Below are 23,002 nucleotides of genomic sequence, written 5' to 3' on the forward strand. Positions count from 1 at the left end.
GAAATCCGTCGCCTTGGGCTAGACTGCTTGGCGAGAGTTTCAAAGCCTCGCAGCGTGCCAAATCGTGAGGCCAATCTGGGAGGATTGTCATGACATCGACGGCGCAAGACCTGCACGACACCCCCGTGGTGGCGCCCGGCAGGACGATCCTGGAACTGCGCGGCCTCGAGAAGAAATATCCGGGCACCCACGCGCTGAAGCCGGTGACCCTCGCCTTCAAGGCCGGTGAGATTCACGCCATCGTCGGCGAGAATGGGGCCGGCAAATCCACCCTGATCAAGCTCTTGACCGGCGTCATGCCGCGCACCTCCGGCGAGGTGATCTGGGAAGGCAAGCCGGCGGCGCTCGCAACCCCGCACGAGGCGATGGCACTGGGCATCAACGCCGTCCACCAGGAAGTTGTGCTCTGCCGTCATCTGACCGTCGCCGCCAACATGTTCCTCGGCGAGGAGAATTCGCGCTTCGGCATCCTGCAGCAGCGGGCCATGGTCAGGGAGGCGCAGAAGATCATCGACGGTCTCGGCTTCGACCTGCCCGCGCACGTCATTCTCGGCAACCTCACCATCGGCCAGCAACAACTGATCGCTGCCGCCCGCGCCACCGTGCGCGGCACCAAATTCCTGATCTTCGACGAGCCGACCGCCTACCTGACCCGCAAGGAGGCCGACCAGCTCTTCACCCTGATCCGCCGGCTGAAGGACGAAGGCGTCACGATCATCTATATCAGCCATCGCATGGAGGAAGTGTTCGAACTCGCCGACCGGGTCTCGGTGCTGCGCGACGGCACGCTAGTAGGCACCCGCGACATCGCCGAAACAAACGACGCCGAGTTGGTCAGGATGATGATCAACCGCTCGATCGAGCAGATCTACCACAAGGAGCATCTCACTCCGGGCGCTCCGATCGTCGAAGCAAGGAACCTGTCCGGCAAGGGCTTCGAAGACGTGTCGATGACAGTCCGCGCCGGCGAGATCGTCGGACTCTACGGCCTGATCGGCGCCGGACGCAGCGAATTCGTCACCACTCTGTACGGGCGCCACCGCAAATCGGCCGGTCATGTTCTTTGGGAGGGCAAGGACGTCCAGATCAATTCCGAGCATGACGCCATCAAGCTCGGCATGGCGCTTGCGCCGGAGAGCCGCCGCGACCAGGGCCTCTGCCTCAATTTGCCGGTCGGCCTCAACCTCAACCTGCCGATCTACAAGCGCATTTCCAGAAATCTCTTGATCTCCGGAGCACAGGAAAGGACCCAGGCCGACCGCCAGATCGCCGATCTCAGGATCAAGACGCCGACCCGCAATGCGTTGGCCTCCAGCCTGTCGGGCGGCAATCAGCAGAAGATCGTCATCGGCAAATGGCTGGCGCATGGCGCCAAGCTGTTCATCTTCGACGAGCCGACGGTTGGCGTCGATGTCGGCACCAAGGCCGAAATCTACCGCCTGTTCAGCGCGCTCTTGTCGAAGGGCGCCGGCATCATCCTCATCTCGTCCTATTTGCCGGAAGTCTATGAACTGGCCGACACGCTGCATGTGTTCCGCCGCGGCAAGCTGGTGGCCACGCACGGGTTCCACACCGCCGATCACGAGGACATTCTCACACAGGCGCTCGCCGAGAAACAAGAAAAGCTGGGAGGAAAGACATGAGCACCGAGGCGATTCCCGCCGAAAAACCGAGGCGCAATTACAACGCCCTGTTCGGGCTTACGCTGCTGGCGCTGTTGGTGCTGCTTTGGGTCCTCCTGTCGTTCTCCACATCGAGCTTCGCGTCGGCCAACAACATCTCTAACCTGCTGCGTCAGGGTTCGATGATCGCCATTCTGGCTGTCGGCCAGACCTTCGTCATCATCACCGGCGGCATCGATCTGTCCGTTGGCGCCGTGGTCGGCTTTGCCACCGTCATCGCCGCGATGCTGATCAATGCCGGCATCCCGGTCTTCCTCGCCATCCTGCTCACCCTGCTGGTCGGCGTCGCCATCGGCCTTTTCCATGGTTTTGGTATCGTCAAGATGGGCCTGCCGCCCTTCATCATCACGCTGGCGACCCTGACGTCGCTGCGCGGCATCGGCCTTTTGATGACCAACGGCAATTCGATTTCGATCAACAACGATGCTTTCCAGGAATTCTCCCGCAACTCCTTCCTTGGCATCCCCAATCTGTTCTGGATGGTTCTGCTGGTGGGGATACCCGCCTACGTCTTCCTGCATCACAGCCGCTGGGGCCGCTACCTGTTCTCGGTCGGCTCGAACGCCGAGGCCTCGCGCCTGTCCGGCGTCAATGTCCAGCGCACCATCTTCATGGCCTACACGCTGTCGGGTCTCTGCGCGGCGTTCGTCGGCGTGCTGCTGGCGTCGCGCATCGGCATCGGCAATCCGACGCAGGCAGAGGGCTGGGAACTGCAGGCGATCGCCTCGTCGGTGATCGGCGGCACCTCACTGTTCGGCGCGGTCGGCTCGGTGCACGGGCCGCTGCTCGGCGCCTTCATTCTCGCCACCATCAACAACGGCGCCAACCTGCTCAACGTCAATGCCTTCTGGCAGCGTGTCATCACCGGCGTGCTGATCATCGTCATTGTCTATTTCGACGGTCTGCGCCGCCGCAGCGGCAAGTAGCCAACGAACCGAAAAGCGATCGCCGGCCCGGTATCGGAACGGGCCGGCGTGTTCGTGAACTCAAATGGACTGAAACATGAAAGCCGTCGTCTGCCGCTCGCCCGGCGAACTCGTTCTGGAAGACCGTCCCGCCCCCTCCCGACCGGCTCCCGGCTGGGCGCTGGTAGCGGTCAGCCATGTCGGTATCTGCGGCACCGATTATCATATCTTCGAGGGCAAGCACCCCTTCCTCGCCTACCCCCGCATCATGGGCCACGAGGTCTCGGGGACGATCATCGAAACCGGGGAAGGCGTCAATCTGGACATCGGCGAGCCGGTGATCATCAACCCGTATCTTTCCTGCGGCAAATGCATCGCCTGCCGGCACGGCAAGCCAAATTGCTGTGTGCGGATCGAAGTGCTCGGCGTACACCGCGACGGCGCCATGTGCGACCAGATCCTGGTGCCTGCGCAAAACCTTTACGCAGCCGACGGCCTGTCGCTCGCCGACGCCGCCGCCGTCGAATTCCTGGCCATCGGTGCGCATGCCGTGCGGCGTGCGCGGGCCGATCCCGGCACCCCCGCACTGGTCATCGGCGCCGGTCCGATCGGACTTGGCACGGCGATCTTCGCCCGCATCGCCGGGCTCGACGTGACGCTGCTCGACATGAGCAGCGAAAGGTTGAATTTCGCCGCAACCGAGCTCGGTTTCCCGACCCTCGACGGATCACGCGGTGCGGTGCCCGAACTTGTCGGGCAGGCGACATCAGGCGAAGGTTACGATATGGTCTTCGATGCAACCGGCAACACCCAGTCCGTGCAGTCGGCCTTCGCCCATGTCGCCCATGGCGGTACGCTTGTTCTCGTTAGCGTCGTGAAGGACGACATCGTCTTTTCCGACCCGGAATTTCACAAGCGTGAGATGACGCTGATCGGCAGCCGCAACGCCTTGCGCGCCGACTTCGTTCACGTCGCTGCCTCCATCCGCAGCGGCGCCGTGCCGTTGGCCAAGCTCGTCACCCACCGCACCACTTTGGCCGATACGCCGCGTGATCTCGCGCGCTGGGCGCACGAGAAATCGGGCCTGATCAAGGCCGTGATCGAGGTGCGGTCATAACATGGCAGGCCGTGAACCCGGCCCGTGTTGACGCCCCGCGAAGATCGAAGGCGGTCCTCAGACGCCAAGCCGCTGACAAAATGAGCGCGACCGAACTGGTCTGACATCGGCGTGAATCAGACGGTTTCTTATAAGGTCGGCACTCCCTATAGCGCCGACAGTTTCAGCTCGACCCGTTCGGCCGGAAAGCGCGACTCGGAAAATTGGATCGGCTGGCCGTCTGGCGTGACGTTGACGGCCACCGTGACCAGCACGATGGCGCCGGGCTGCAGGTCGAGGTCGGCAAGGTCAGCCGCATCGGCATGGCGCGCCGATAGCACGGTCGATTGCCGGAGATAATCGTCTATGCCGAAACGCGCCAGCGATGCGGTGACCGATCCTGTCTCGGCCATGGCCCTGTCGATGCCGGCAAAGCGTCTGGCCTCGAACCAGCCGGCGGCACGCGACACCGGCCGGCTGTCGGCTTCGCCGCGTGTCTCCAGCCTTATCACCTCGGCGCCGCGGGCGAGGCCAAGCCCTTCGGCGACACGCTGGCTTGCGGGCTCGACCGATGAGGAGAGCAGCACAATGTGCCGTTCCGACGTCTGTCCTTGCAGGCCAGCCGAAAAGCGCGTGCGCGCGCCGATGGGATAGGACAGCCGCTTGCGCGACAGCACGAAGGTGCCGCGCCCCTGCTCGGCCCGCAGTACCCCATCCTGCACAAGCGCCGATATTGCGCTGCGCACGGTGTGGCGGTTGACGCCATAACGCTCGGCCAACGCCACCTCGGGTGGCAGCGCGGCATTCTCGGCAAAATCGCCGGCCGCGATCGATTGCAGAATCTTGTCGGCGATCTGGCGCCACAACGAAACACCGCTACGCCGCTCTATGCTGTCCGCCATTTGCCGGCCAATCATTTCTTGCCCCACCCTCTGTGTCGCTTGTCATCCACCCGTCATGGACTCACGCTAGATAATCAGTATAATTTGTATAGTCGTCTATATCAATAGACAAATTAGCAGCGAGGAAGACAGGCGATGCGAGGACAGGAAGCCCGGGACCAGGCCGAGCGCAAAGCCGCCATGGCGACCCTGGCGCAATCGAGCGGCGACGATATCGTCCGGCTCTGGAACGAGGCCGGCCTGCCTTCCCAGGCTGAACTGCTGCGCGGCCCCGAGACCGGACTGGTCACGCTGCGCGGCCGTATCGGCGGCGGCGGCGCCCCATTCAATGTCGGCGAAGCAACCGTCACCCGGGCCACGGTCCGGCTGCCGTCCGGACAGGTCGGCCATTGCTACGCGCTTGGCCGCGACAAGCAGAAGGCGAAGCTCGCGGCCATCGCCGACGCGCTGTGGCAGGACCCTGCCCGCCGCAAGGAGGTCGAGACAGGGCTGATCGCGCCTTTGCGGGCAGCGCTCACCACCGCCCATGAGAAACGCCGTGCCGAGACGGCGGCAACGAAGGTGGATTTCTTCACCATGGTTCGCGGAGAAGATTGATGGATATCGCAGCGCAATCGATCGAGGGCGGCTTCGCCGATCCGGTCTTCAACGCCCAGACCGTGTTCCGCGCGGTGATGGAGGCCATGGCACGGCCTGGCAGCGTGCAGCTGTTACCGACCCTGGCCCGCCCGCCGGCGCCGCTCTCGCCAACCGCTGGCGCCGTGGCGCTGGCGCTGTGCGACAACGACACGCCGCTCTGGCTCGATCCGGCCCTTCACGCCTCCGCCGCTGTCATCTCCTGGCTCGGCTTCCACACGGGCGCGCCACTGGCCAACACGCCCGCCGACGCGCATTTCGCCTTTGTCGCCACGCCCGCCGAGATGATGGCGCTCGACGGTTTTTCGCAGGGCACCCAGGATTATCCCGACCGCTCGACGACGTTGATCCTCCAGGTCGGCGACCTCGCTTCAGGGCCTCCGCTGTTGCTCGAAGGCCCCGGCATCGAAACCAGCGCCACGATCGCGCCGGCGCGGATGCCGCGTCATTTCATCGAGCAGTGGAAGCAGAATGCCAAGCGCTTTCCGCGTGGCGTCGACATCATCCTCGCCGCTGCCGACGGCATAGCCTGCCTGCCGCGCACGACGCGCATCAAGACGATGGAGGCCTGAAGATGTATGTCGCGGTAAAGGGCGGCGAGGCCGCAATCGCCAACGCCCACTGCCTGCTAGCCGATCGCCGGCGCGGCGACCGTTCGGTGCCCGCGCTGCGCCTCGACCAGATCGTCGAGCAGCTGGCGCTCGGCGTCGACCGGGTGATGAGCGAAGGCTCGCTCTACGACCGTGAACTCGCCGCGCTCGCCATCGCCCAGGCACGCGGCGACATGATCGAGGCGATCTTCCTGGTACGTGCCTATCGCACCACGCTGCCGCGCTTCGGCTACACCAACCCGATCGATACCGGCACCATGCTGGTCGAGCGGCGCGTCTCGGCGACCTACAAGGACTTGCCCGGCGGCCAGTTGCTCGGCCCGACCTTCGACTACACCCACCGCCTGCTCGATCCCGAGCTTGCCGCCGGCGCCGATGTCGCCGAGCCTTTGCGGCGCGAGACCGAAGCGCAGGCCATGCCGCGTGTCTCGGCCATCCTTGCCCGCGAAGGTCTGATCGAACCGGACGGCGAGATGCCGCAGGACCATGTCCCCGGCGACATCACCCGCGAGCCGCTGGAATTTCCGATGGCGCGCGATATCCGCCTGCAGGCGCTGTCGCGCGGCGACGAGGGTTTTCTGCTGGCGCTCGGCTATTCCACCCAGCGCGGCTATGCCCGCAATCATCCCTTTGTCGGCGAGATCCGCATCGGCGGGGTCGAGCTGGAGCTCGACGTCCCCGAACTGCCTTTCGCCGTGCCGCTCGGGACGGTGCGGGTCACGGAATGCCAGATGGTCAACCAGTTCAAGGGATCGGCCAAGGCGCCGCCGCAATTCACCCGCGGCTATGGCCTCGTCTTCGGCCAGAGCGAGCGCAAGGCGATGGCCATGGCGCTCTGCGACCGGGCACTGCGTGCTTCTGAGCTCGGCGAGGATATCGTTGCCGCCGCGCAGGACGAGGAATTCGTCATCTCGCATTCCGACAATGTCCAGGCCACCGGCTTTGTCGAGCATTTGAAGCTGCCGCACTATGTCGACTTCCAGGCCGAACTCGACCTCGTGCGCCGCATGCGCGCCGAATACGAGGCCCGCGAAAATCCCGCTAAGGCGGAAGAAAAGAAAGAGGCAGCGGAATGACCGCGCAATCGACCGACATCGCCACCTACAACTTCGCCTATCTCGACGAGCAGACCAAGCGGATGATCCGCCGCGCCATCCTCAAGGGCATCGCCATTCCCGGCTATCAGGTGCCGTTCGCCTCGCGCGAAATGCCGATGCCTTACGGCTGGGGCACCGGCGGCGTCCAGGTGACCGCTTCGATCATCGGCCCCGACGATGTCCTGAAGGTCATCGACCAGGGCGCCGACGACACCACAAACGCGGTCTCGATCCGCGCCTTCTTCAAGAAGGTCGCCAATGTCGCCGTCACCACCGAGACGGCGAAGGCGACCATCATCCAGACCCGCCACCGCATCCCCGAGCATCCGCTGACCGCCGGCCAGGTGCTTGTCTATCAGGTGCCGATCCCCGAACCCCTGCGCTTCCTCGAGCCGCGCGAGACCGAAACGCGCAAAATGCACGCGCTGGAAGAATATGGCCTCATGCATGTCAAGCTCTACGAGGACATCGCCAAGCATGGCCGCATCGCCACCACCTATGCCTATCCGGTCAAGGTCGAGGGCCGTTATGTGATGGACCCCTCGCCGACGCCGAAATTCGACAACCCGAAAATGCACCGTTCGCCGGCCCTGCAGTTGTTTGGCGCCGGCCGCGAAAAGCGCATCTACGCCGTGCCGCCCTTCACCGACGTCGTCAGCCTCGACTTCGAGGATCATCCGTTCGAGATACAGACCTTCGACCAGCCCTGCGCGCTGTGCGGAGCCGAGAACGTCTATCTCGACGAGGTCATCCTCGACGACCATGGCGGCCACATGTTCGTCTGCTCCGACACCGATTACTGCGAGAAGCGGCGCGAAGAAGGCCATCGCGGCCATCTTGCCCCCGAAACCGATCTTGCTTCCGAAAAATTGGAGCCGGCACAATGACCGACGAACCGCTGCTGCGCGTCTCGGCGCTCTCCAAATTCTACGGCTCGCGCGTTGGCTGCGACAATGTCAGCTTCGATCTGTGGCCGGGCGAGGTTCTGGCGGTCGTCGGCGAGTCCGGTTCCGGCAAGACGACGCTGCTCAACTGCCTGTCGACGCGGCTTTTGCCCTCCTCCGGCACCGCCAGCTACCGCATGCGCGACGGCCAGTTCCGCGAACTCTACCGCATGAGCGAAGCCGAGCGCCGCTTCCTGATGCGCACCGACTGGGGCTTTGTCCATCAGAACCCGGCGGACGGCCTGCGCATGACGGTTTCGGCCGGCGCCAATGTCGGCGAACGGCTGATGGCCGTCGGCGACCGCCACTACGGCAAGATCCGCGCCACGGCTGTCGACTGGTTGTCGCGCGTCGAGATCGAGCAGGACCGCATCGACGACGAACCCCGCGCCTTTTCCGGTGGCATGCGCCAGCGCCTGCAGATCGCCCGCAATCTCGTCACCGGACCGCGCCTGGTGTTCATGGATGAGCCGACCGGCGGCCTCGATGTCTCGGTGCAGGCGCGCCTGCTCGATCTCTTGCGTGGCCTTGTCACCGATCTTGGCCTTGCCGCCATCGTCGTCACCCACGACCTCGCCGTGGCGCGTCTTCTGTCGCAGCGCATGATGGTGATGAAGGACGGCCGCGTCGTCGAAAGCGGCCTCACCGACCGCGTGCTGGACGACCCCCGCGCGCCCTACACGCAATTGCTCGTCTCTTCCATTTTGCAGGTGTAACGATGCCGACCCCACTCGTTGTCTCCGACGTCGCCAAAAGCTTCACCATGCATCTGCGCGACGGCATCAAATTGCCTGTCGTCGCCGGCGTCTCGTTCTCGATCAAGACCGGTGAATGCACGGTTCTCGGCGGCCCCTCCGGGGCCGGCAAGAGCTCGATCCTGAAGATGCTCTACGGCAACTACGCCGTCGACGAAGGGCAGATCATCGTCACGCACCAGGACGGGCTGATCGATCTCGCCCGTGCCAGCCCGCGCACCGTGCTTTCCGTTCGCCGGCAGACGATCGGCTATGTGAGCCAGTTCCTGCGCACCGTGCCGCGGGTTTCAGCTCTCGATGTCGTCGCCGAACCGCTGGTCGAACGCGGCGAGGAGCGCGAGGCAGCCCGCGCCAAGGCCCGCGCCTTGCTGGCCCAGCTCAACCTGCCGGAAAAACTCTGGATGCTGCCTCCGGCAACCTTCTCCGGCGGCGAGCAGCAGCGCGTCAACATCGCGCGCGGCTTCATCACGGAACATCCGATCCTGCTGCTCGACGAACCGACTGCCTCGCTCGACGCCACCAATCGCGACGTGGTGATCGAACTCATTGCCGCCAAGAAGCGGGCGGGCGTCGCCTTGCTCGGCATCTTCCACGACCACGATGTGCGCGAGGCGGTGGCCGACCGCATCGTCGACGTCACCGCCTTCGCGCCTGGAAAACTCGCCGCATGAGCAGGAAACTGTCGGAGACACCGCTGGTCCACCCGACTGCGGAGGTCCACAACTCGACGCTCGGCCGCTGGACCGAGATCGCCGACCGCAGCCGGGTCTCGGAAAGCGAACTCGGCGACTATTCCTACATGATGCAGGACTGCGCCGTCTGGTGCGCGACGATCGGCAAGTTCGCCAACATCGCGGCCAGCGTGCGCCTCAACGCCACCAACCACCCGACCTGGCGGCCGACACTGCATCATTTCACCTATCGCGCGTCGGACTATTGGGACGACGCCGAGCATGAGAGCGAATTCTTCGCTGAGCGCCGCGCCAAGCGCGTCACCATCGGCCACGACACCTGGCTCGGCCACGGCTCGACCGTTCTGCCCGGCGTCAGCGTTGGAGATGGCGCCGTCGTCGGCGCCGGCGCTGTGGTCTCCAGGGATGTCGCGCCCTACACCATCGTCGCCGGCGTGCCGGCCAGACCGATCCGCGAGCGCTTCGACCGCCGCACCGCGGAACGCTACCAGGCACTTGCCTGGTGGGACTGGGACCATGCGAGGCTACGCATCGCGCTCGACGACTTTCGCGAGTTGTCGGCCCCGGCGTTCCTGGAGAAGTACGAGGGATAGGGCAATTCGAGGAAAAAGTGGTCCGTTCGCAGCTGCGTCAGGCAAGGAGACATGGCTCTCACATTGCCGTCATGGGGCAGGCCTGTTCATATCCCTGACACACGATTCGGACAGGACGCCATCTCCCAAGGAGATCGCCATGCTCGACACAGTCAGACCCTCGCTCACAGGATTCTTTGCCGGCTTCAATCCGGCACCGTCGGCGCATCTCGGCACCCGCTACGACGCGTCAGGCAACTTTCTCCTGGAGCCCGGCAACACGGTCGTCAGCCATCTGGTCGGCGGCTCGCCATCCGAAGCCGTGGTGCTCGCCGTGCGCGACCGGATGATGGCGATGCCGGACGCCGACCGCCTCGCCTTCACGCCCGTCTCCAGCCTGCACATGACACTGTTCCAGGGCATCATCGAATATCGCCGCCGTTTGCCTTACTGGCCGCGGGACGTACCGCTCGACACCAGCATCGACGCCATGACCCGCCTCTATCTGGAACGGCTGAAAGGTTTCCAGGGCGCCGGCCCGTTCAACATCAAGGTGGTCGAGATCGTGCCGAGCGGTCTCACCGTTGCCGGCGCGACGGACGAGGATGTGCGCATCATGCGCCAATGGCGTGACGCGCTCGCGGTGCCGTTCGGCTACCGGCATCCCGATCACGACGCGTACGTCTTCCACATCACCTTCGCCTATCAGGTCCAGCGCCTTGCGGATGATCGGGCCGCCGCATGGCAGACATTGTCTGATGATTGCCTGGCGCTTTTCGCACGCCAGGCGCCGGTGATCGAGATCAAGCCCCCCGCCTTCTGTGCCTTCCGCGACATGAAGCATTTCGAGGAGTTGCTTGTGCTCGGCTAAGGGCCCGCAAGGTGCCAGTCTCCACGCCTGTGGAGCGTAACAAAACTGACATGGTGGCGACATGGCAGGTTCATGTGATTGCGTTAGCGAGAGCCCTGACGATCAATAGGTCCGCACTGGAACCTGCAATGCCAGAAGCCTCTGCCACGCTCGAAATTCGCGGTATCAGCCGACGATTTGGCAAGAATACCGCCGTCAGCGACGTCAACATCTCGATCCCGCAGGGTCAGATGGTCGGCGTCATCGGCCGTTCGGGTGCCGGCAAATCCACTCTTCTTCGCATGATCAACCGTCTTGTCGATCCGAGCCAGGGGTCGATTTTTTTCGACGGCGCCGAGGTCTCCGCGCTCCGCGGTTCGCCGCTGCGGCGCTGGCAGCGGGACTGCGCCATGATTTTCCAGCAGTTCAACCTGGTGCCGCGCCTTGACGTGCTGACCAACGTGCTGCTCGGCAAATTGAACCACCGTTCGACCCTGTCCAATCTTCTGGGCATGTTCTCGCGCGCCGAATGCGCCGAAGCGGTCGCGGCGCTGGAGCGGCTCGACATCGCGCGTACGGCCCTTCAGCCTGCCGGCACGCTGTCGGGCGGACAGCAGCAGCGCGTCGCGATAGCCCGCGCCATGATGCAGCAGCCCAAGGTGATCCTTGCCGACGAGCCGATCGCCTCGCTCGACCCGCTCAACGCCAAGGTGGTGATGGACTCGCTGCAGGACATCAACCTGCGCGAAGGCATAACCGTCGTCACAAACCTGCACACGCTCGATACCGCCCGCGCCTACTGCAGCCGCATCATCGGCATGGCCGCCGGCAAGGTCGTCTTCGACGGTCCCCCGGAAGAGCTCGACCGCGACGCCGTGCGTCTTGTCTATGGCGCTGACAGCAATGGCAGCGAAATCTCCGAGGCCATCACCTCGACCAGCGTTGCCTACAAACAAAAGATTGCCACATCCGCCGGACCGCTCGAACCCGCTTTCCCGGGATACTGAGCCCAATATCCCGAAAAAGTGGAATTTCGCTTCTCGGGAAAGATCATGGGCCAAGAAAAGCCGTACTGGATCGTCCGCCCGCGTCAAGGGCACCGTCAAGATCAAGAACGCTGCCGGCGCGGGGCCGGAACCTACAGGAGAGATGTCATATGTTCAGGAAAATGATTTTTGGCGCCGTTTCGGTGCTCGCGATGGCCACCAGCATGGCCCATGCCGCCGACATGAAAGAATTCCGCGTCGGCATTCTCGGCGGTGAGAACGAGGCCGACCGCCTGCGCAACTACCAGTGCCTGGCCGACCACCTGAAGACCGAGTTCGGCTTCGAGAAGGTCTCGCTGTTCCCCGCCGCCGACTATGATGGCGTGATCCAGGGCCTGCTCGGCGGCACGCTCGACTTCGCCGAGCTCGGCGCTTCCGGCTATGCCAGCGTCTACATCAAGGACCCGAAGGCCGTCACACCGATCCTCACCACCCAGCAGACCGACGGCGCTACCGGCTACTACTCGATCGGCATGGCGCTGAAGTCCTCGGGCATCAAGGACATCATGTCGGCCAAGGGCAAGAAACTCGGCTACGCCGACCCGGATTCGACCTCGGGCTACCTGATCCCGCTGACGCAGATTCCAAAGACCACCGGCATGACGAACGACAAGTTCTTCGCTTCGACCCAGTTCAACGGCGGCCACGAGAACAACATGCTCGCCGTGCGCGACGGCAAGGTCGATGTCGCGGTGGACGATTCCTCGGGCATCGGCGACTTCAAGAACGGCTACTCCTCCGGCACCTTCCACAAGGAAGTCGCCAAGGGCGCCGTCGACCCTAACGACTTTGTGGAAGTCTGGCGCTCGGGCCTGATCCCGAACGGCCCGCTGGTCGTGCGCACTGCGATCGGCGACGACATGACCGCAAAGCTCACGGCGTTCTTCACCGATCTGCCCAAGAAGGACAAAGCTTGCTTCGAAGGCGTCGAAGGCGGCGATTTCACCGGCTACGTTCCGGTGAAGCCGGACTTCTACAGCGTCATCGTCGAAGCCCGTAAGGCGGCCATCGGCGGCTAATGGCGAGATTGGAAAGGGCGGCGTTGAAATGACGCCGCCCTTTCTGTTTGTCCGATCATGACCCTTTCCGTTCCCGCCCCTTCCGGCACGCCGCACACGGTGGCCGACGCCTGGCGGCGCCAGACATCGCTGCGCCGCCTCTATACGGTGCTCGGCGTTGGATTGCTGCTGGCCGCCATGTTCGGCAGCATGTGGTTCGCCGACGAAGCCAATGCCGGGCATTTCTTCGACCGGCTCCCCCACCTTCTGGATTTCCTGAGCTGGCTCGTTCCCAAGGACTGGAACGACGTCTGGCGGGCACTATTCGACATCGCCTCGCCCCATGACACCGGCACACAGGAATTCAACTTCCCACTCGGTCGCGTCTATGTCTGGGGCGCCTTTTATGTCCCCGAATATTTCGAGCTGATGCTGATCACGGTGAATGTGGCGCTGGTCTCGACCTTCGTCGGGTTCATCTTCGCAGTGCCGTTCTCTTTCATCGCCGCGCGCAACCTGACGCCGCATCCGGCGCTGAGGCTCCTCGTCAAGCGCTTCATGGAACTGCTGCGCGCCTTTCCCGAGATCGTCATCGCCGGCCTGTTCGCGGCCATCGTTTCGATCGGACCGATCGCTGCCATCATCGCCATCGGTCTGCATTCCATCGGCGCCCTCGGCAAGCTGTTCTACGAGATCAACGAGAACATCGACATGCGCGCCGAGGAGGGCCTTCGAGCGGTCGGCGCCAACTGGTTCGAGCGGGTGCGCTTCGCCGACCTCCCGCAGGTATTGCCAAATTTCGTGTCCTACACGCTGCTGCGCGTCGAGATCAATGTCCGTGCGTCGACCATCATTGGCGCGGTCGGCGGCGGCGGCATCGGCGAGGAACTCAAACTGTCCATTTCGCGCGGTTTCGGCGCCAAGACACTGGCATTGGTGCTGTTGCTGTTCACGACGATCTTCATCATCGACCAGTTTTCCGCCTGGCTTCGCCGTAAGCTGGTCGGTGAGCAAGCCTTCCTGATGGGAGCATAGATAATGTCGACAATGACTGCCGACGAGATGCTGTCGATCGAGGAACGCTACCCACAGGTGTTCCGTCGCCCGGCCTACAAGCGCTACGGCCCGCTGTTCCTGGTCCTGGGAACAATCTTGTATCTCGTCTATGCCATGTGGTTCTTCAGCCTGCCTCAGGTGCTGAGGGAATCGCACTGGGACCGCCTGCCGCTCTTCCTGACGCAGTGGATCAGCTACGATCTGCAGCCGGAATTCCGCCTCGACCAACCCGAGATCACGCCGAAATATCCGCGCTTCTCAGCCCTTGGCGATAACCCGAACCCAGACTGGGTCATTAAGAATCCGGACGGCAGTTTCACCGTGCTGATCGACGGACCTGCGAGATCCGTCACTTTCAACAAGGCGCAAGCGACGATTGTTGCCCACGGGCAGACGGTCCCTGTCTCGTTGACCAGCGGCAAACCCCTGGTCGAAGGCCAGGTGCCGGACTGGATCACTGCGCATGATGACGAGGTGGTGGCCAGGATGGGCTTCGTCGGCGAGGTTCGCGTCACCGTCGACCGCGTCAAGGTGCGCAAGCGCTTCCTCGGCTGGGCGAATTTCGTCTTCGACACACGCTCGCCCTTCTTCGGCAAGCCAGCCGGCGAAGTGATCTCGCTAATCGTGTCGGGCCCCGAACTGAAACCGGGCACCTCGAACCTCGCACTTGCCGGCGACAACATCTGGAACAACGCCCAGTGGCAGCACGGTGACGTCTGGACCAAGCTGCTGCAGACCATCGTCATGGCGTTTCTCGGCACGCTGCTCGGCGGCATTGTTGCCTTCCCGCTCGCCTTCTTCGCCGCCCGCAACATCACGCCGAGCGGCGCGCTCGGCCAGGTGCTCAAGCGCTTCTTCGACTTCATGCGCTCCGTCGACATGCTGATCTGGGCGCTGTTCTTCACCCGCGCCTTCGGTCCCGGACCCCTGGCCGGCAGCGCGGCGATCTTCTTCACCGAGATCGGCACGCTTGGCAAAACCTATTCCGAGGCGCTGGAGAACATCGACGACAAGCCGCGCGAGGGCGTGCTCTCGACCGGCGCCAACGGTCTGCTTGTGCAGCGCTACGGCGTGATGCCCGAAGTGATACCCGTCTTTATCAGCCAGACGCTCTACCAGTGGGAATCCAACACCCGCGGCGCCACCATCATCGGTGCCGTCGGCGCCGGCGGTATCGGCCTGAAACTGTGGGAAGCGATGCGCACCAACTCGAACTGGGCCAACGTCTTTTACATGGTGCTGCTGATCCTGATGGTCGTCTTCATCTTCGACAACATCTCGAACTTCCTGCGCCGCCGGCTGAGCCGCACGATCCACGACTACAACAGGATCCAGGCCCGGCAGGGTTAGCCGCCGGGCGAGACGATGCGTGCGCCTCTGCGCCAAAGGGTCGACCCCCACTCCGTCGAGCTTCGCTCGACACCTCTCTCCCGATCGACGGGGGAGAGGTGGCTCGGCGAAGCCGAGACGGAGTGGGGGAACCACCTTGCAACCGCCGCGAACGCAAATTGGAAATGGACAAGGCGCAGGGCGGCTAAGCCGCCTTCCTCCACCCGTTCTTGATGTGCCTGTAACCGTCCCGATACACAGCCTCCGGCGTCTCGGAGAAATCGCGCCACACCTTGGTTGCCGCGGCCAGGTCTTTCAGGGAGCGGCCAAAGGCCTCGATCGTCAGCCAGTCGTCATAACCGCTTTTGCGGATGGCCGAAAATGTCTCCTTCCATGGTATGTTGCCACGCCCCGGCACACCGCGATCGTTCTCCGAAATATGGACATGCACGACATTGCCCCGGTGCCTGGTATAGGCGCCGATCGGGTCGGCCTCCTCGATGTTGGCATGGAAAGTGTCGTACATCGCCTTGATGTGCGGCCGGTCGATGGCGTCGATATGCTCCGACAGGTCGGCCATGGTGTTGAGGAGATAGCATTCGAAGCGGTTGAGGGCTTCAAGACCGATGGTGATGCCCTTCTTGCCGGCATGGTCGCCGATGGCGCGTTGCGAAGAAATGGAGCGCTTTTTCTCGGCGGCCGTCGGTCCGCTGCCGGAAAAAGCGCCGAGCGTCGAATGCAGAGGGCCGCTCAGCGTGCCGGCACCAAGCGCATCGGCGCAATCGATGGCCCATTTCATGTAATCGACGCCGGTCTTGCGCGTTGCCGCATCGGCCGAGATCAGGTTCATCGCCGGATCGCCCATCGCTGAAACGGCGGTCCGCTCCAGCCCGATACGGTCGAGCAGTTCGCCCAGCTTCCTGTAGTCGTCCGGCGTGCCGGCGAAGATCGGTATCTCGACCCCGTCGAAGCCGGTCGCCTTGATGTCGCGAAGCAGCGGTTCGTGCTTCTTCGACACCGCGGTCGTCCACAAGAACATGCACATGCCGATTTTCATCGACGCTCTCCCCTTTTGGCGCCCGGCTGGTGGCTCCGCCGGTTTTCGCCACTTCCCTCATCCGGCCGCTTCGCGGCCACCTTCTCCCCGAGGGGGAGAAGAGATATGCGCCGGCGCCTCCTGTCCCCCCTCGGGAGAGGTCGAATTGCCCTTCGCAATTCGGTTGGCAATCCGGGTGAGGGGTCTTCCCCCAGCGAAGTCGAAACTACAGCTTCGTCCACGCCCCATTCTTCTTCGACGACTTCACGCAGGCTTCGATGAAAGCCATGCCTTCGACGCCATCCTGAATGGTCGGGAAGACGACGTCCTTTGCCGGCTTACCACCCTTGCGGCGCGCCGCGCGGATGGCGCGTGCCGCTTCCTGGTAGATGTTGGCGAAGCCTTCGAGATAACCTTCGGGATGGCCCGATGGAACGCGGCTGACACGGCCTGCCACCGGTAGCGCGCCTGCCCCGTTGCGGGTGATCAATTGTTTCGGCTGGCCGAACGGCGTGTACCAGAGATAGTTCGGATCGGCCTGCACCCATTCAAGCCCACCCTTCGAACCATAAATGCGCAGCTTCAGGCCGTTCTCGTGACCGGGCGCCACCTGGCTTGCCCAGATCATGCCCTTGGCCGAATGGGTTTTTCCCGTCGGTTTGAACCGCAGCATGACGTTGACGTTGTCGTCGAGCAGCCTGCCCGGCACGAAGGCGTCGAGATCCGCCGACAGGGAGTCGAGTTCGAGCCCGGAGACGAAGCGGGCGAGGTTATAGGCATGGGTGCCGATGTCGCCGAGCGCGCCGCCGGCACCCGCCTGCTTGGGGTCGCTCCGCCACGATGCCTGCTTCTGGCCGGTCGCGGCGAGGTCCTCCGTCAGCCAGTCCTGCGGATATTCCGACTGCACGATGCGGATGTCGCCGAGCATGCCCTTGGCCACCATCTCGCGCGCCTGCCGCACCATCGGATAGGCTGTATAATTGTGTGTGAGCACGAACACCTTGCCGGTCTTTTCGACGATCGCCGCAAGCTTTTTCGCCTCGGCCAGCGTCGTCGCCAGCGGCTTGTCGCAGATGACGTGGATGCCGGCCTCCAGGAAGGCCTTGGCCGCCGGCACATGGACGTTGTTGGGGGTGACGATGGCGACGGCCTCGATGCCATCCGGGCGCTTCGCCTCGGCCCTGGCCATTTCGGCGTAGGACGCATAGCTGCGGTCCGGATCGAGGCCGAGTTCGGCGGCCGAAGCTTTGGCACGGGCCGGATCGGCGGACAGGGCGCCAGCGACCAGCACGAAATCATTGTCCATGCGCGCCGCGATCCGGTGCACCGCGCCGATGAAGGCGCCTTGCCCGCCGCCGACCATGCCGTAACGAATCGGGCCGCTTCCCGTTTCCGACTTCGATGCGCCAACCATGTTTTTCTCCCTCATATGAGACAACCCTCCCCCGAGGGGATGCGAAAGCGGTGTCAAATTCCCATCATGGCGCGCAGCAGTTTCTTATCCGTGGTGCCAGCGGCGAAATCGTCGAATGCCCTTTCCGTCACCCGGATGATGTGATGCTGGATGAAGGGCGCCCCTTCGGCCGCGCCGTCCTCCGGATGCTTCAGGCAGCATTCCCATTCCAGCACCGCCCAGGAATCGTAGTTGTACTGTGTCAGCTTGGAGAAGATGCCACCGAAATCCACTTGCCCGTCGCCGAGCGAGCGGAAGCGGCCGGCGCGGTTCGTCCAGCTCTGATAACCGGAGTACACGCCCTGCCGTCCGGTCGGGTTGAACTCGGCATCCTTGACGTGGAAGGCCTTGATCCGCTCGTGATAGATATCGATGAAGTCGAGATAGTCGAGTTGCTGCAGCAGGAAGTGCGAAGGGTCGTAATTGATGTTGCAGCGCCTGTGGCCTCCGACCGCATCGAGGAACATCTCGAAGGTCGCCCCGTCGAACACATCTTCGGATGGATGAATCTCGTAGCCGACATCGACACCATTGTCCTCATAGGCATCGAGGATCGGCTTCCAGCGTTTGCCGAGTTCACCGAAGGCTTCCTCGATCAGTCCCGCGGGCCGCTGCGGAAAGGGGTAGAGGTAGGGGAATGCCAGCGAGCCGGTGAACGACACCGAGGCATTCAGCCCGAGATTGCGCGACGCCTTGGCGCCGAACTTCATCTGCTCGACCGCCCATTTCTGTCGCGCCTTCGGGTTGTTGTGCACCGAAGCAGGCGCGAACCCGTCCATCTGCGCGTCATAGGCCGGATGCACCGCCACCAATTGCCCCTGCAGATGCGTCGACAGTTCGGTGATCTCGACGCCGGCGTCGGTGCAGATGCCCTTCACCTCGTCGCAATAGGCCTTGGAAGACGCCGCCTTTTCGAGGTCGAACAGGCGCGCGTCCCAGGTCGGGATCTGCACGCCTTTGTAGCCGAGACCGGCGGCCCATTTGGTGATCGAGGCCAGCGAATTGAACGGTGCGGCATCGCCCGCGAACTGCGCCAGAAACAGTCCCGGCCCCTTCATTGTCGTCGGCATCGGCATCCTCCCTCATTTCTCCGACCAAGCATAGCGCCGATTGGAAGCAGGGCCAGCCACTTTGGTCTTTCGCATCGGGCGCTTGCAGGCACTGCCATTCTGGTATTACCAAATGGGGGAATTTGGTCAAGCCTCACAATCCAATGGCGAGGTGCTTTGCGTATTCGGTGCGCCGACATATATCGCAGCATAATCAATCTGGTAACTCGCATCCATAGCTGCGCTGCCACACTTCTTGCCGTTCCATGGAATTTGCTGTAGACCTCAACTCAGGCCCAATTGGTCGAACCAGTTTGCAAGAAGATGGCTGGGGATGCCTTGGGGAGGAACCCTTGCGTCGCCTTTTGGCGATGCATGTCGCAGGCAAACCATACGGACGAATTTGGGAAGGATAGACCATGCATCTTTCGACGCACAACTGGATGCGCGCGGAACCCTTGGAGACGACGCTCAAGCGCATCAAGAAATTCGGCTATGAGTCGATCGAGATTTCCGGCGAGCCCGCGCAGTACAAGACCAAGGAGACGCGGGCGCTGTTGAAGGAGCATGGCATCCGCTGCTGGGGCGCGGTGACCTTGATGCTGGGCGAGCGCAATCTTGCCGCCAGGAACCAGGGCCAGCGTGAGCGCTCCGTGCAATATGTCAAGGATGTGCTGACCATGGTCAGCGAACTCGACGGCGAGATCATCACGCTGGTTCCGGCGACCGTCGGCAAGGTGGTGCCGGACGGCACCGAGGAGGAAGAGTGGAAATGGGTCGTCGACGCGACCCGAGAATGCTTTACCCACGCCAAGAAGGTCGGCGTCAAGATCGCCGTCGAACCGCTCAACCGCTTCGAGACCTATCTGTTCAACCGCGGCGCCCAGGCGCTGGCACTGGCCGACGCGGTCAGCCCCGAATGTGGCGTCTGCCTCGACGCCTACCACATCCACATGGAGGAATTTAACGTCCATGACGCGATCCGGCAGGTCGGAAAGCGGCTGTTCGACTTCCATGTCGCCGACAACAACCGCTTCGCCGCCGGCCTCGGCCAGATCGACTGGCCCAGGATCGTCGCGACCTTGAAGGAAGTTGGCTATGACGGCGCGCTGACCAATGAGTTCGTCGCTCCCGTCGATCGCACGCCGGCAGCCCCCTATCCCGAAATGGTCGAGCGCCACCCGGTCGATATCTCGCCCGAGCAGTTGAAGTTCATCCAGGATCACGGCTCCAGCGTGCTCACCGAGAAATTCTACACCGACCAGATGCGCATCACCGCCGAAACGCTGTTGCCGCTGATCAAGTAGTCGACTGCCTCTGGGATTTTGTCCTTCCGCCCTGGCCGGCGGCAGGGCTGGGGAAAAATATGCGCATCAAGACAGTCCAGGCCTGGTGGGTCCGCGTCCCGATCGAAGCCGCGAAGCAGCATCGCAGCGACTTCGGCCAGGTGACGACCTTCGACGCCGCCATCCTGCGCATCGGGACCGATGACGGGCTGGTCGGCTGGGGCGAAGGCAAGAACGCCGCCGGCAGTGCCGGCAGCTACGGCGCTCTCGTCCATATGCTCAACCACGAGGTCGGCCCGCAATTGATCGGCCGCGATCCGGCCGATATCGGCGTTATCTGGGAGATGCTCTACAATGGCGTGCGCCACGACAGCGCGGCACGCGCCGGCCACGCCATGCCACAACTGGCGCGGCGCGGCATGAGCATTGCCGCCATCAGCGCCGTCGACATCGCGCTCTGGGATATCCTTGGCAAGTCGCTGGACCAGCCGGTCTGGCGACTTCTCGGCGGCCGCAAGGTCGATCGCATGCAGGCCTACGCCTCTGGTGGCTGGGCCTCCGCCGATGCCATTGGCGAGCAATTGAAATCCTATATGGCCAGGGGCGGCTTCAAGGCGTTGAAGATGCGTGTCGGCGCCATGGATGGTGCGGCGCACATTTCCGCGGCTCGCGTGCGCGCCGCGCGCCAGGCGCTCGGCCCTGACGTCGAGCTCATGGTCGATGCCCATGGCACCTATACGGTCGCCGAAGCCAAACGCTTCATCCACCTCGTCGGCGATCTCGACCTCGCCTGGTTCGAGGAGCCCGTGATCGCCGACGACAAGCCGGGCATGGCTGAAGTGCGCGCCTCCGGCCGCATTCCGATCGCCACCGGCGAAAGCGAGGCGACGCGCTATGCTTTCCGCGACCTCGCCGTGCTCAAGGCCGCCGACATCTTCCAGCCGGACCCGGCCTTCTGCGGCGGCATCAGCGAGGCGATGAAGATCGGCACCATCGCCAGTGCCTTCAATTTGCGCTTTGCGCCGCATCTATGGGCCGGCGCGCCCTGCTTCTTTGCCGGGCTGCATGTCTGTGCCGCATCGCCTTCGAGTTTCACGGTCGAATATTCGCTCGGCGCCAACCCGATGATCCACGATCTGGTCGAAGAGACTGTCGAAGCAAAGGACGGTATGATAGCGATCCCGGAAAAGCCCGGATTGGGATTCACCATTTCCGAGCGATTCCTGGAGGCGCACGCGCAACGCAATTGAAGATGAAAGAAAAGAACCTTCTCGCGGAACTCGCTGCCTATCTGTTCACCCACTCGGACAAGGAGAGCGGACGCACGCCTTCGGAACGTGAGCTGGCGGAGCATTTCGCCGTCAGCCGTGGTCAGATCCGCGAAGCGCTCGCCATCCTCGAAGCCATGCGCATCCTCGAGCGCCGCGCCAAATCAGGCATCTACATCGACACCAAGCAGGCGAGCGTCGAGGCGCTGGCGCTGTTCGCACGCGCCGGCCTGCCGCTCGATCCCTTGCAGATTTATGAAACGGTCGAGTTGCGCAAGATTCACGAAATCAAGGCCGCCGAGCTTGCCTGCTCGCGCGCGACCGAGGAGAATTTCGAAAGGCTGCGCGAAATCCTCAAGGCCTCCGAGGAGCGCATCGCCGCAGGCGAAGGCCTCGCCAGGGAGGACCGCGAGTTTCACCTCGAGATTGTGCGTGCCACCAAGAACGGCGTCTTCCACAACATCTGCAGCGTCTACTATCTGATGGGCGAGCAGCGCCTGCCGATCTACTTCAACGATCCCGAACGCAGCGTGCGTTCGCATGCCGAACACGTGCAGATCTATGAGGCGCTGCTGCGCCGCGACGGCAATCTCGCACAGGCGCTGATGAGCGCCCACCTGCAGGGCGCGGAAAGCTATTGGAAAGGGCTGATCGAGGGCGGCAAGGTTGCGCCCTCCAGTCCGGCGCTCGAAAAGGCCTGAGCGTGGCCCAGACCGTGCCCAAGATCCTGTCGACACACCCGCTGCACCCGCAGGCATCGGCCAAGCTGGCGGGCGCCGGTCAGCTCGTGGTCGCCTCGGCGCTCGATGCCGCCACCTTGACCACCGAAGCAAAAGACGCCGATATCGTCATCGTGCGGGCGCCGTTGCCGCCGGCATTGTTCGAGGGCGCCTGGAAGCTGAGGGCCGCGATCCGCCATGGCGCCGGGCTAGACATGATCCCGATGGAAGCAGCCGCTGCGGCCGGCGTGCTGGTGGCGAACGTGCCGGCGGTCAATGCCCGCTCGGTCGCCGAACATGTGATGTTCACAGCGCTTGCACTGCTGCGGCAATTCCGTAGGATCGACCGCGACCTGCGCACGAAAGGCTGGCTGGCCGGCCGCGAGCATGCCAACGCCAACATCGAACTCGCCGGCAAGACCATCGGCATCGTCGGTCTTGGTGCTGTCGGGCAAGCCGTCGGCCACATCGCCGCGCACGGCTTCGACCTCAAGGTGGTGGCCACCACGCGCAGCATGCAGCCGGCGCCCGACAAGGTCGGCTTCCTGTCGATCGATGCGCTGGTCGAGCAGAGCGACATCATCGTGCTCTGCTGTCCGCTGACGCCGGAGACGCGTGGCCTTGTCAGCCGCGAGCGCATCGCCCGCATGAAACCCAACGCACTGCTGATCAACGTGTCGCGCGGGCCGGTGGTCGACGACGACGCGCTGATCGAGGCCTTGCGGGAGCGCCGCATCGGCGGTGCCGCGCTTGACGTTTTCTCGACGCAGCCGCTAGCGGCAGATCATCCCTATTTCGGCTTCGACAACGTCATCATCACTCCGCATATGGCAGGGATTACCGAGGAATCGATGATGCGCATGGGCGTCGGCGCGGCAGGCGAAGCCTTGCTCGTGCTGGCAGGCAAGCTGCCGGTCAATCTGCGCAATCCGGAAGTGGTCGACCGCTACCGGCGGCGGTTTCCAACCGAGATATAGCGCAGCGCGGTTTCGCCCCCGACTTTCCGCGAGGTTCCGCCCA

23 protein-coding genes are annotated in these 23,002 nt (G+C 63.5%); 19 read left to right on the forward strand and 4 right to left on the reverse strand.

The genetic code is table 11. The annotated features are described in order from the left end of the window. The first annotated feature begins 89 nt into the window (after window positions 1-89). From LB556_RS05740 to LB556_RS05750, 3 genes are all read left to right on the forward strand, one after another. Entirely contained in the window at window positions 90-1,643 is a 1,554-nt protein-coding gene (locus LB556_RS05740) for a sugar ABC transporter ATP-binding protein (protein WP_224564948.1), read from the forward strand. Then, on the forward strand, window positions 1,640-2,608 hold the full coding sequence (locus tag LB556_RS05745; protein WP_224564950.1) for an ABC transporter permease: 969 nt from the start codon (window positions 1,640-1,642) through the stop codon (window positions 2,606-2,608). The genes LB556_RS05740 and LB556_RS05745 overlap by 4 nt, the downstream gene beginning before the upstream one ends. 76 nt (window positions 2,609-2,684) lie before the next feature. Then, a complete protein-coding gene (locus LB556_RS05750) occupies window positions 2,685-3,704 on the forward strand; it encodes a zinc-binding alcohol dehydrogenase family protein (RefSeq protein ID WP_224564952.1) in 1,020 nt (339 codons plus the stop codon). Between the two features lie 146 nt (window positions 3,705-3,850). Here LB556_RS05750 and phnF read toward each other — a convergent pair whose 3' ends face one another. After that, window positions 3,851-4,600 carry a phosphonate metabolism transcriptional regulator PhnF gene (gene phnF, locus LB556_RS05755; protein WP_224564954.1) on the reverse strand — a complete coding sequence of 250 codons (750 nt, stop codon included), beginning with the start codon at window positions 4,598-4,600 and terminating at the stop codon, window positions 3,851-3,853. Between the two features lie 120 nt (window positions 4,601-4,720). On the opposite strand from phnF, the gene phnG reads away from it, so the two are divergent. From phnG to phnE (LB556_RS05815), 12 genes are all read left to right on the forward strand, one after another. Beyond that, window positions 4,721-5,182, forward strand: coding sequence for a phosphonate C-P lyase system protein PhnG (gene phnG, locus LB556_RS05760; RefSeq protein WP_224564956.1), 462 nt, complete (start codon window positions 4,721-4,723; stop codon window positions 5,180-5,182). After that, window positions 5,182-5,793, forward strand: coding sequence for a phosphonate C-P lyase system protein PhnH (gene phnH, locus LB556_RS05765; RefSeq protein WP_224564958.1), 612 nt, complete (start codon window positions 5,182-5,184; stop codon window positions 5,791-5,793). Before phnG ends, phnH begins: the two co-directional genes overlap by 1 nt. A gap of 2 nt (window positions 5,794-5,795) precedes the next feature. Then, on the forward strand, window positions 5,796-6,908 hold the full coding sequence (locus tag LB556_RS05770; RefSeq protein WP_224564960.1) for a carbon-phosphorus lyase complex subunit PhnI: 1,113 nt from the start codon (window positions 5,796-5,798) through the stop codon (window positions 6,906-6,908). Further along, window positions 6,905-7,816 (forward strand): alpha-D-ribose 1-methylphosphonate 5-phosphate C-P-lyase PhnJ, encoded by a 912-nt coding sequence (locus LB556_RS05775; RefSeq protein ID WP_224564962.1) that lies wholly within the window; start codon window positions 6,905-6,907, stop codon window positions 7,814-7,816. Before LB556_RS05770 ends, LB556_RS05775 begins: the two co-directional genes overlap by 4 nt. Then, window positions 7,813-8,589, forward strand: coding sequence for a phosphonate C-P lyase system protein PhnK (gene phnK / locus LB556_RS05780; RefSeq protein ID WP_013892928.1), 777 nt, complete (start codon window positions 7,813-7,815; stop codon window positions 8,587-8,589). Before LB556_RS05775 ends, phnK begins: the two co-directional genes overlap by 4 nt. Window positions 8,590-8,591: 2 nt before the next feature. Continuing rightward, window positions 8,592-9,299, forward strand: a complete 708-nt coding sequence (gene phnL / locus LB556_RS05785) for a phosphonate C-P lyase system protein PhnL (protein ID WP_224564964.1) — start codon at window positions 8,592-8,594, stop codon at window positions 9,297-9,299. Beyond that, entirely contained in the window at window positions 9,296-9,913 is a 618-nt protein-coding gene (locus LB556_RS05790) for a DapH/DapD/GlmU-related protein (RefSeq protein ID WP_224564966.1), read from the forward strand. Before phnL ends, LB556_RS05790 begins: the two co-directional genes overlap by 4 nt. A 139-nt stretch (window positions 9,914-10,052) precedes the next feature. Then, window positions 10,053-10,763: a DUF1868 domain-containing protein gene (locus LB556_RS05795; protein ID WP_224564968.1), complete on the forward strand. Its 711-nt coding sequence runs from the start codon at window positions 10,053-10,055 to the stop codon at window positions 10,761-10,763. A gap of 128 nt (window positions 10,764-10,891) precedes the next feature. Then, complete coding sequence (gene phnC / locus LB556_RS05800; RefSeq protein WP_224564970.1) at window positions 10,892-11,749, forward strand: phosphonate ABC transporter ATP-binding protein; 858 nt, start codon at window positions 10,892-10,894, stop codon at window positions 11,747-11,749. Between the two features lie 149 nt (window positions 11,750-11,898). Further along, the gene (gene phnD, locus LB556_RS05805) at window positions 11,899-12,807 is read left to right on the forward strand and encodes a phosphonate ABC transporter substrate-binding protein (protein ID WP_224564972.1); all 909 of its coding nucleotides are present in this window, start codon (window positions 11,899-11,901) and stop codon (window positions 12,805-12,807) included. Window positions 12,808-12,864: 57 nt separating this feature from the next. Further along, window positions 12,865-13,821 (forward strand): phosphonate ABC transporter, permease protein PhnE, encoded by a 957-nt coding sequence (gene phnE, locus LB556_RS05810; protein WP_224564973.1) that lies wholly within the window; start codon window positions 12,865-12,867, stop codon window positions 13,819-13,821. Between the two features lie 3 nt (window positions 13,822-13,824). Continuing rightward, window positions 13,825-15,192, forward strand: a complete 1,368-nt coding sequence (gene phnE, locus LB556_RS05815) for a phosphonate ABC transporter, permease protein PhnE (protein ID WP_224564974.1) — start codon at window positions 13,825-13,827, stop codon at window positions 15,190-15,192. A 184-nt stretch (window positions 15,193-15,376) separates the two neighbouring features. Here the strand turns inward: phnE (LB556_RS05815) and LB556_RS05820 are convergent, their stop codons facing one another. The 3 genes from LB556_RS05820 to LB556_RS05830 all read right to left on the reverse strand — a co-directional run bounded on the left by LB556_RS05820 (window position 15,377) and on the right by LB556_RS05830 (window position 18,730). After that, window positions 15,377-16,228 carry a sugar phosphate isomerase/epimerase family protein gene (locus tag LB556_RS05820; RefSeq protein ID WP_224564976.1) on the reverse strand — a complete coding sequence of 284 codons (852 nt, stop codon included), beginning with the start codon at window positions 16,226-16,228 and terminating at the stop codon, window positions 15,377-15,379. A 205-nt stretch (window positions 16,229-16,433) separates the two neighbouring features. Beyond that, a complete protein-coding gene (locus LB556_RS05825) occupies window positions 16,434-17,621 on the reverse strand; it encodes a Gfo/Idh/MocA family protein (protein WP_224564978.1) in 1,188 nt (395 codons plus the stop codon). A gap of 53 nt (window positions 17,622-17,674) precedes the next feature. Continuing rightward, entirely contained in the window at window positions 17,675-18,730 is a 1,056-nt protein-coding gene (locus LB556_RS05830; protein WP_224564980.1) for a sugar phosphate isomerase/epimerase family protein, read from the reverse strand. A gap of 398 nt (window positions 18,731-19,128) precedes the next feature. Here LB556_RS05830 and LB556_RS05835 point away from each other — a divergent pair, with 398 nt between their 5' ends. Genes LB556_RS05835 through LB556_RS05850 form a run of 4 tightly spaced genes read left to right on the forward strand, consistent with a single transcriptional unit; the run spans window position 19,129 to window position 22,959 of the window. Further along, window positions 19,129-20,016, forward strand: a complete 888-nt coding sequence (locus tag LB556_RS05835; protein ID WP_027144650.1) for a sugar phosphate isomerase/epimerase family protein — start codon at window positions 19,129-19,131, stop codon at window positions 20,014-20,016. A gap of 59 nt (window positions 20,017-20,075) precedes the next feature. Next, window positions 20,076-21,245: a mandelate racemase/muconate lactonizing enzyme family protein gene (locus LB556_RS05840; protein ID WP_224564982.1), complete on the forward strand. Its 1,170-nt coding sequence runs from the start codon at window positions 20,076-20,078 to the stop codon at window positions 21,243-21,245. A 2-nt stretch (window positions 21,246-21,247) separates the two neighbouring features. Then, complete coding sequence (locus tag LB556_RS05845) at window positions 21,248-21,964, forward strand: FadR/GntR family transcriptional regulator (RefSeq protein ID WP_224564985.1); 717 nt, start codon at window positions 21,248-21,250, stop codon at window positions 21,962-21,964. Window positions 21,965-21,978: 14 nt separating this feature from the next. After that, entirely contained in the window at window positions 21,979-22,959 is a 981-nt protein-coding gene (locus LB556_RS05850; RefSeq protein WP_224565084.1) for a hydroxyacid dehydrogenase, read from the forward strand. Window positions 22,960-23,002 lie beyond the last annotated feature (43 nt).

The sequence above is a fragment of the Mesorhizobium sp. ES1-4 genome (assembly GCF_020164745.1).
Taxonomy (GTDB): Bacteria; Pseudomonadota; Alphaproteobacteria; order Rhizobiales; family Rhizobiaceae; genus Mesorhizobium.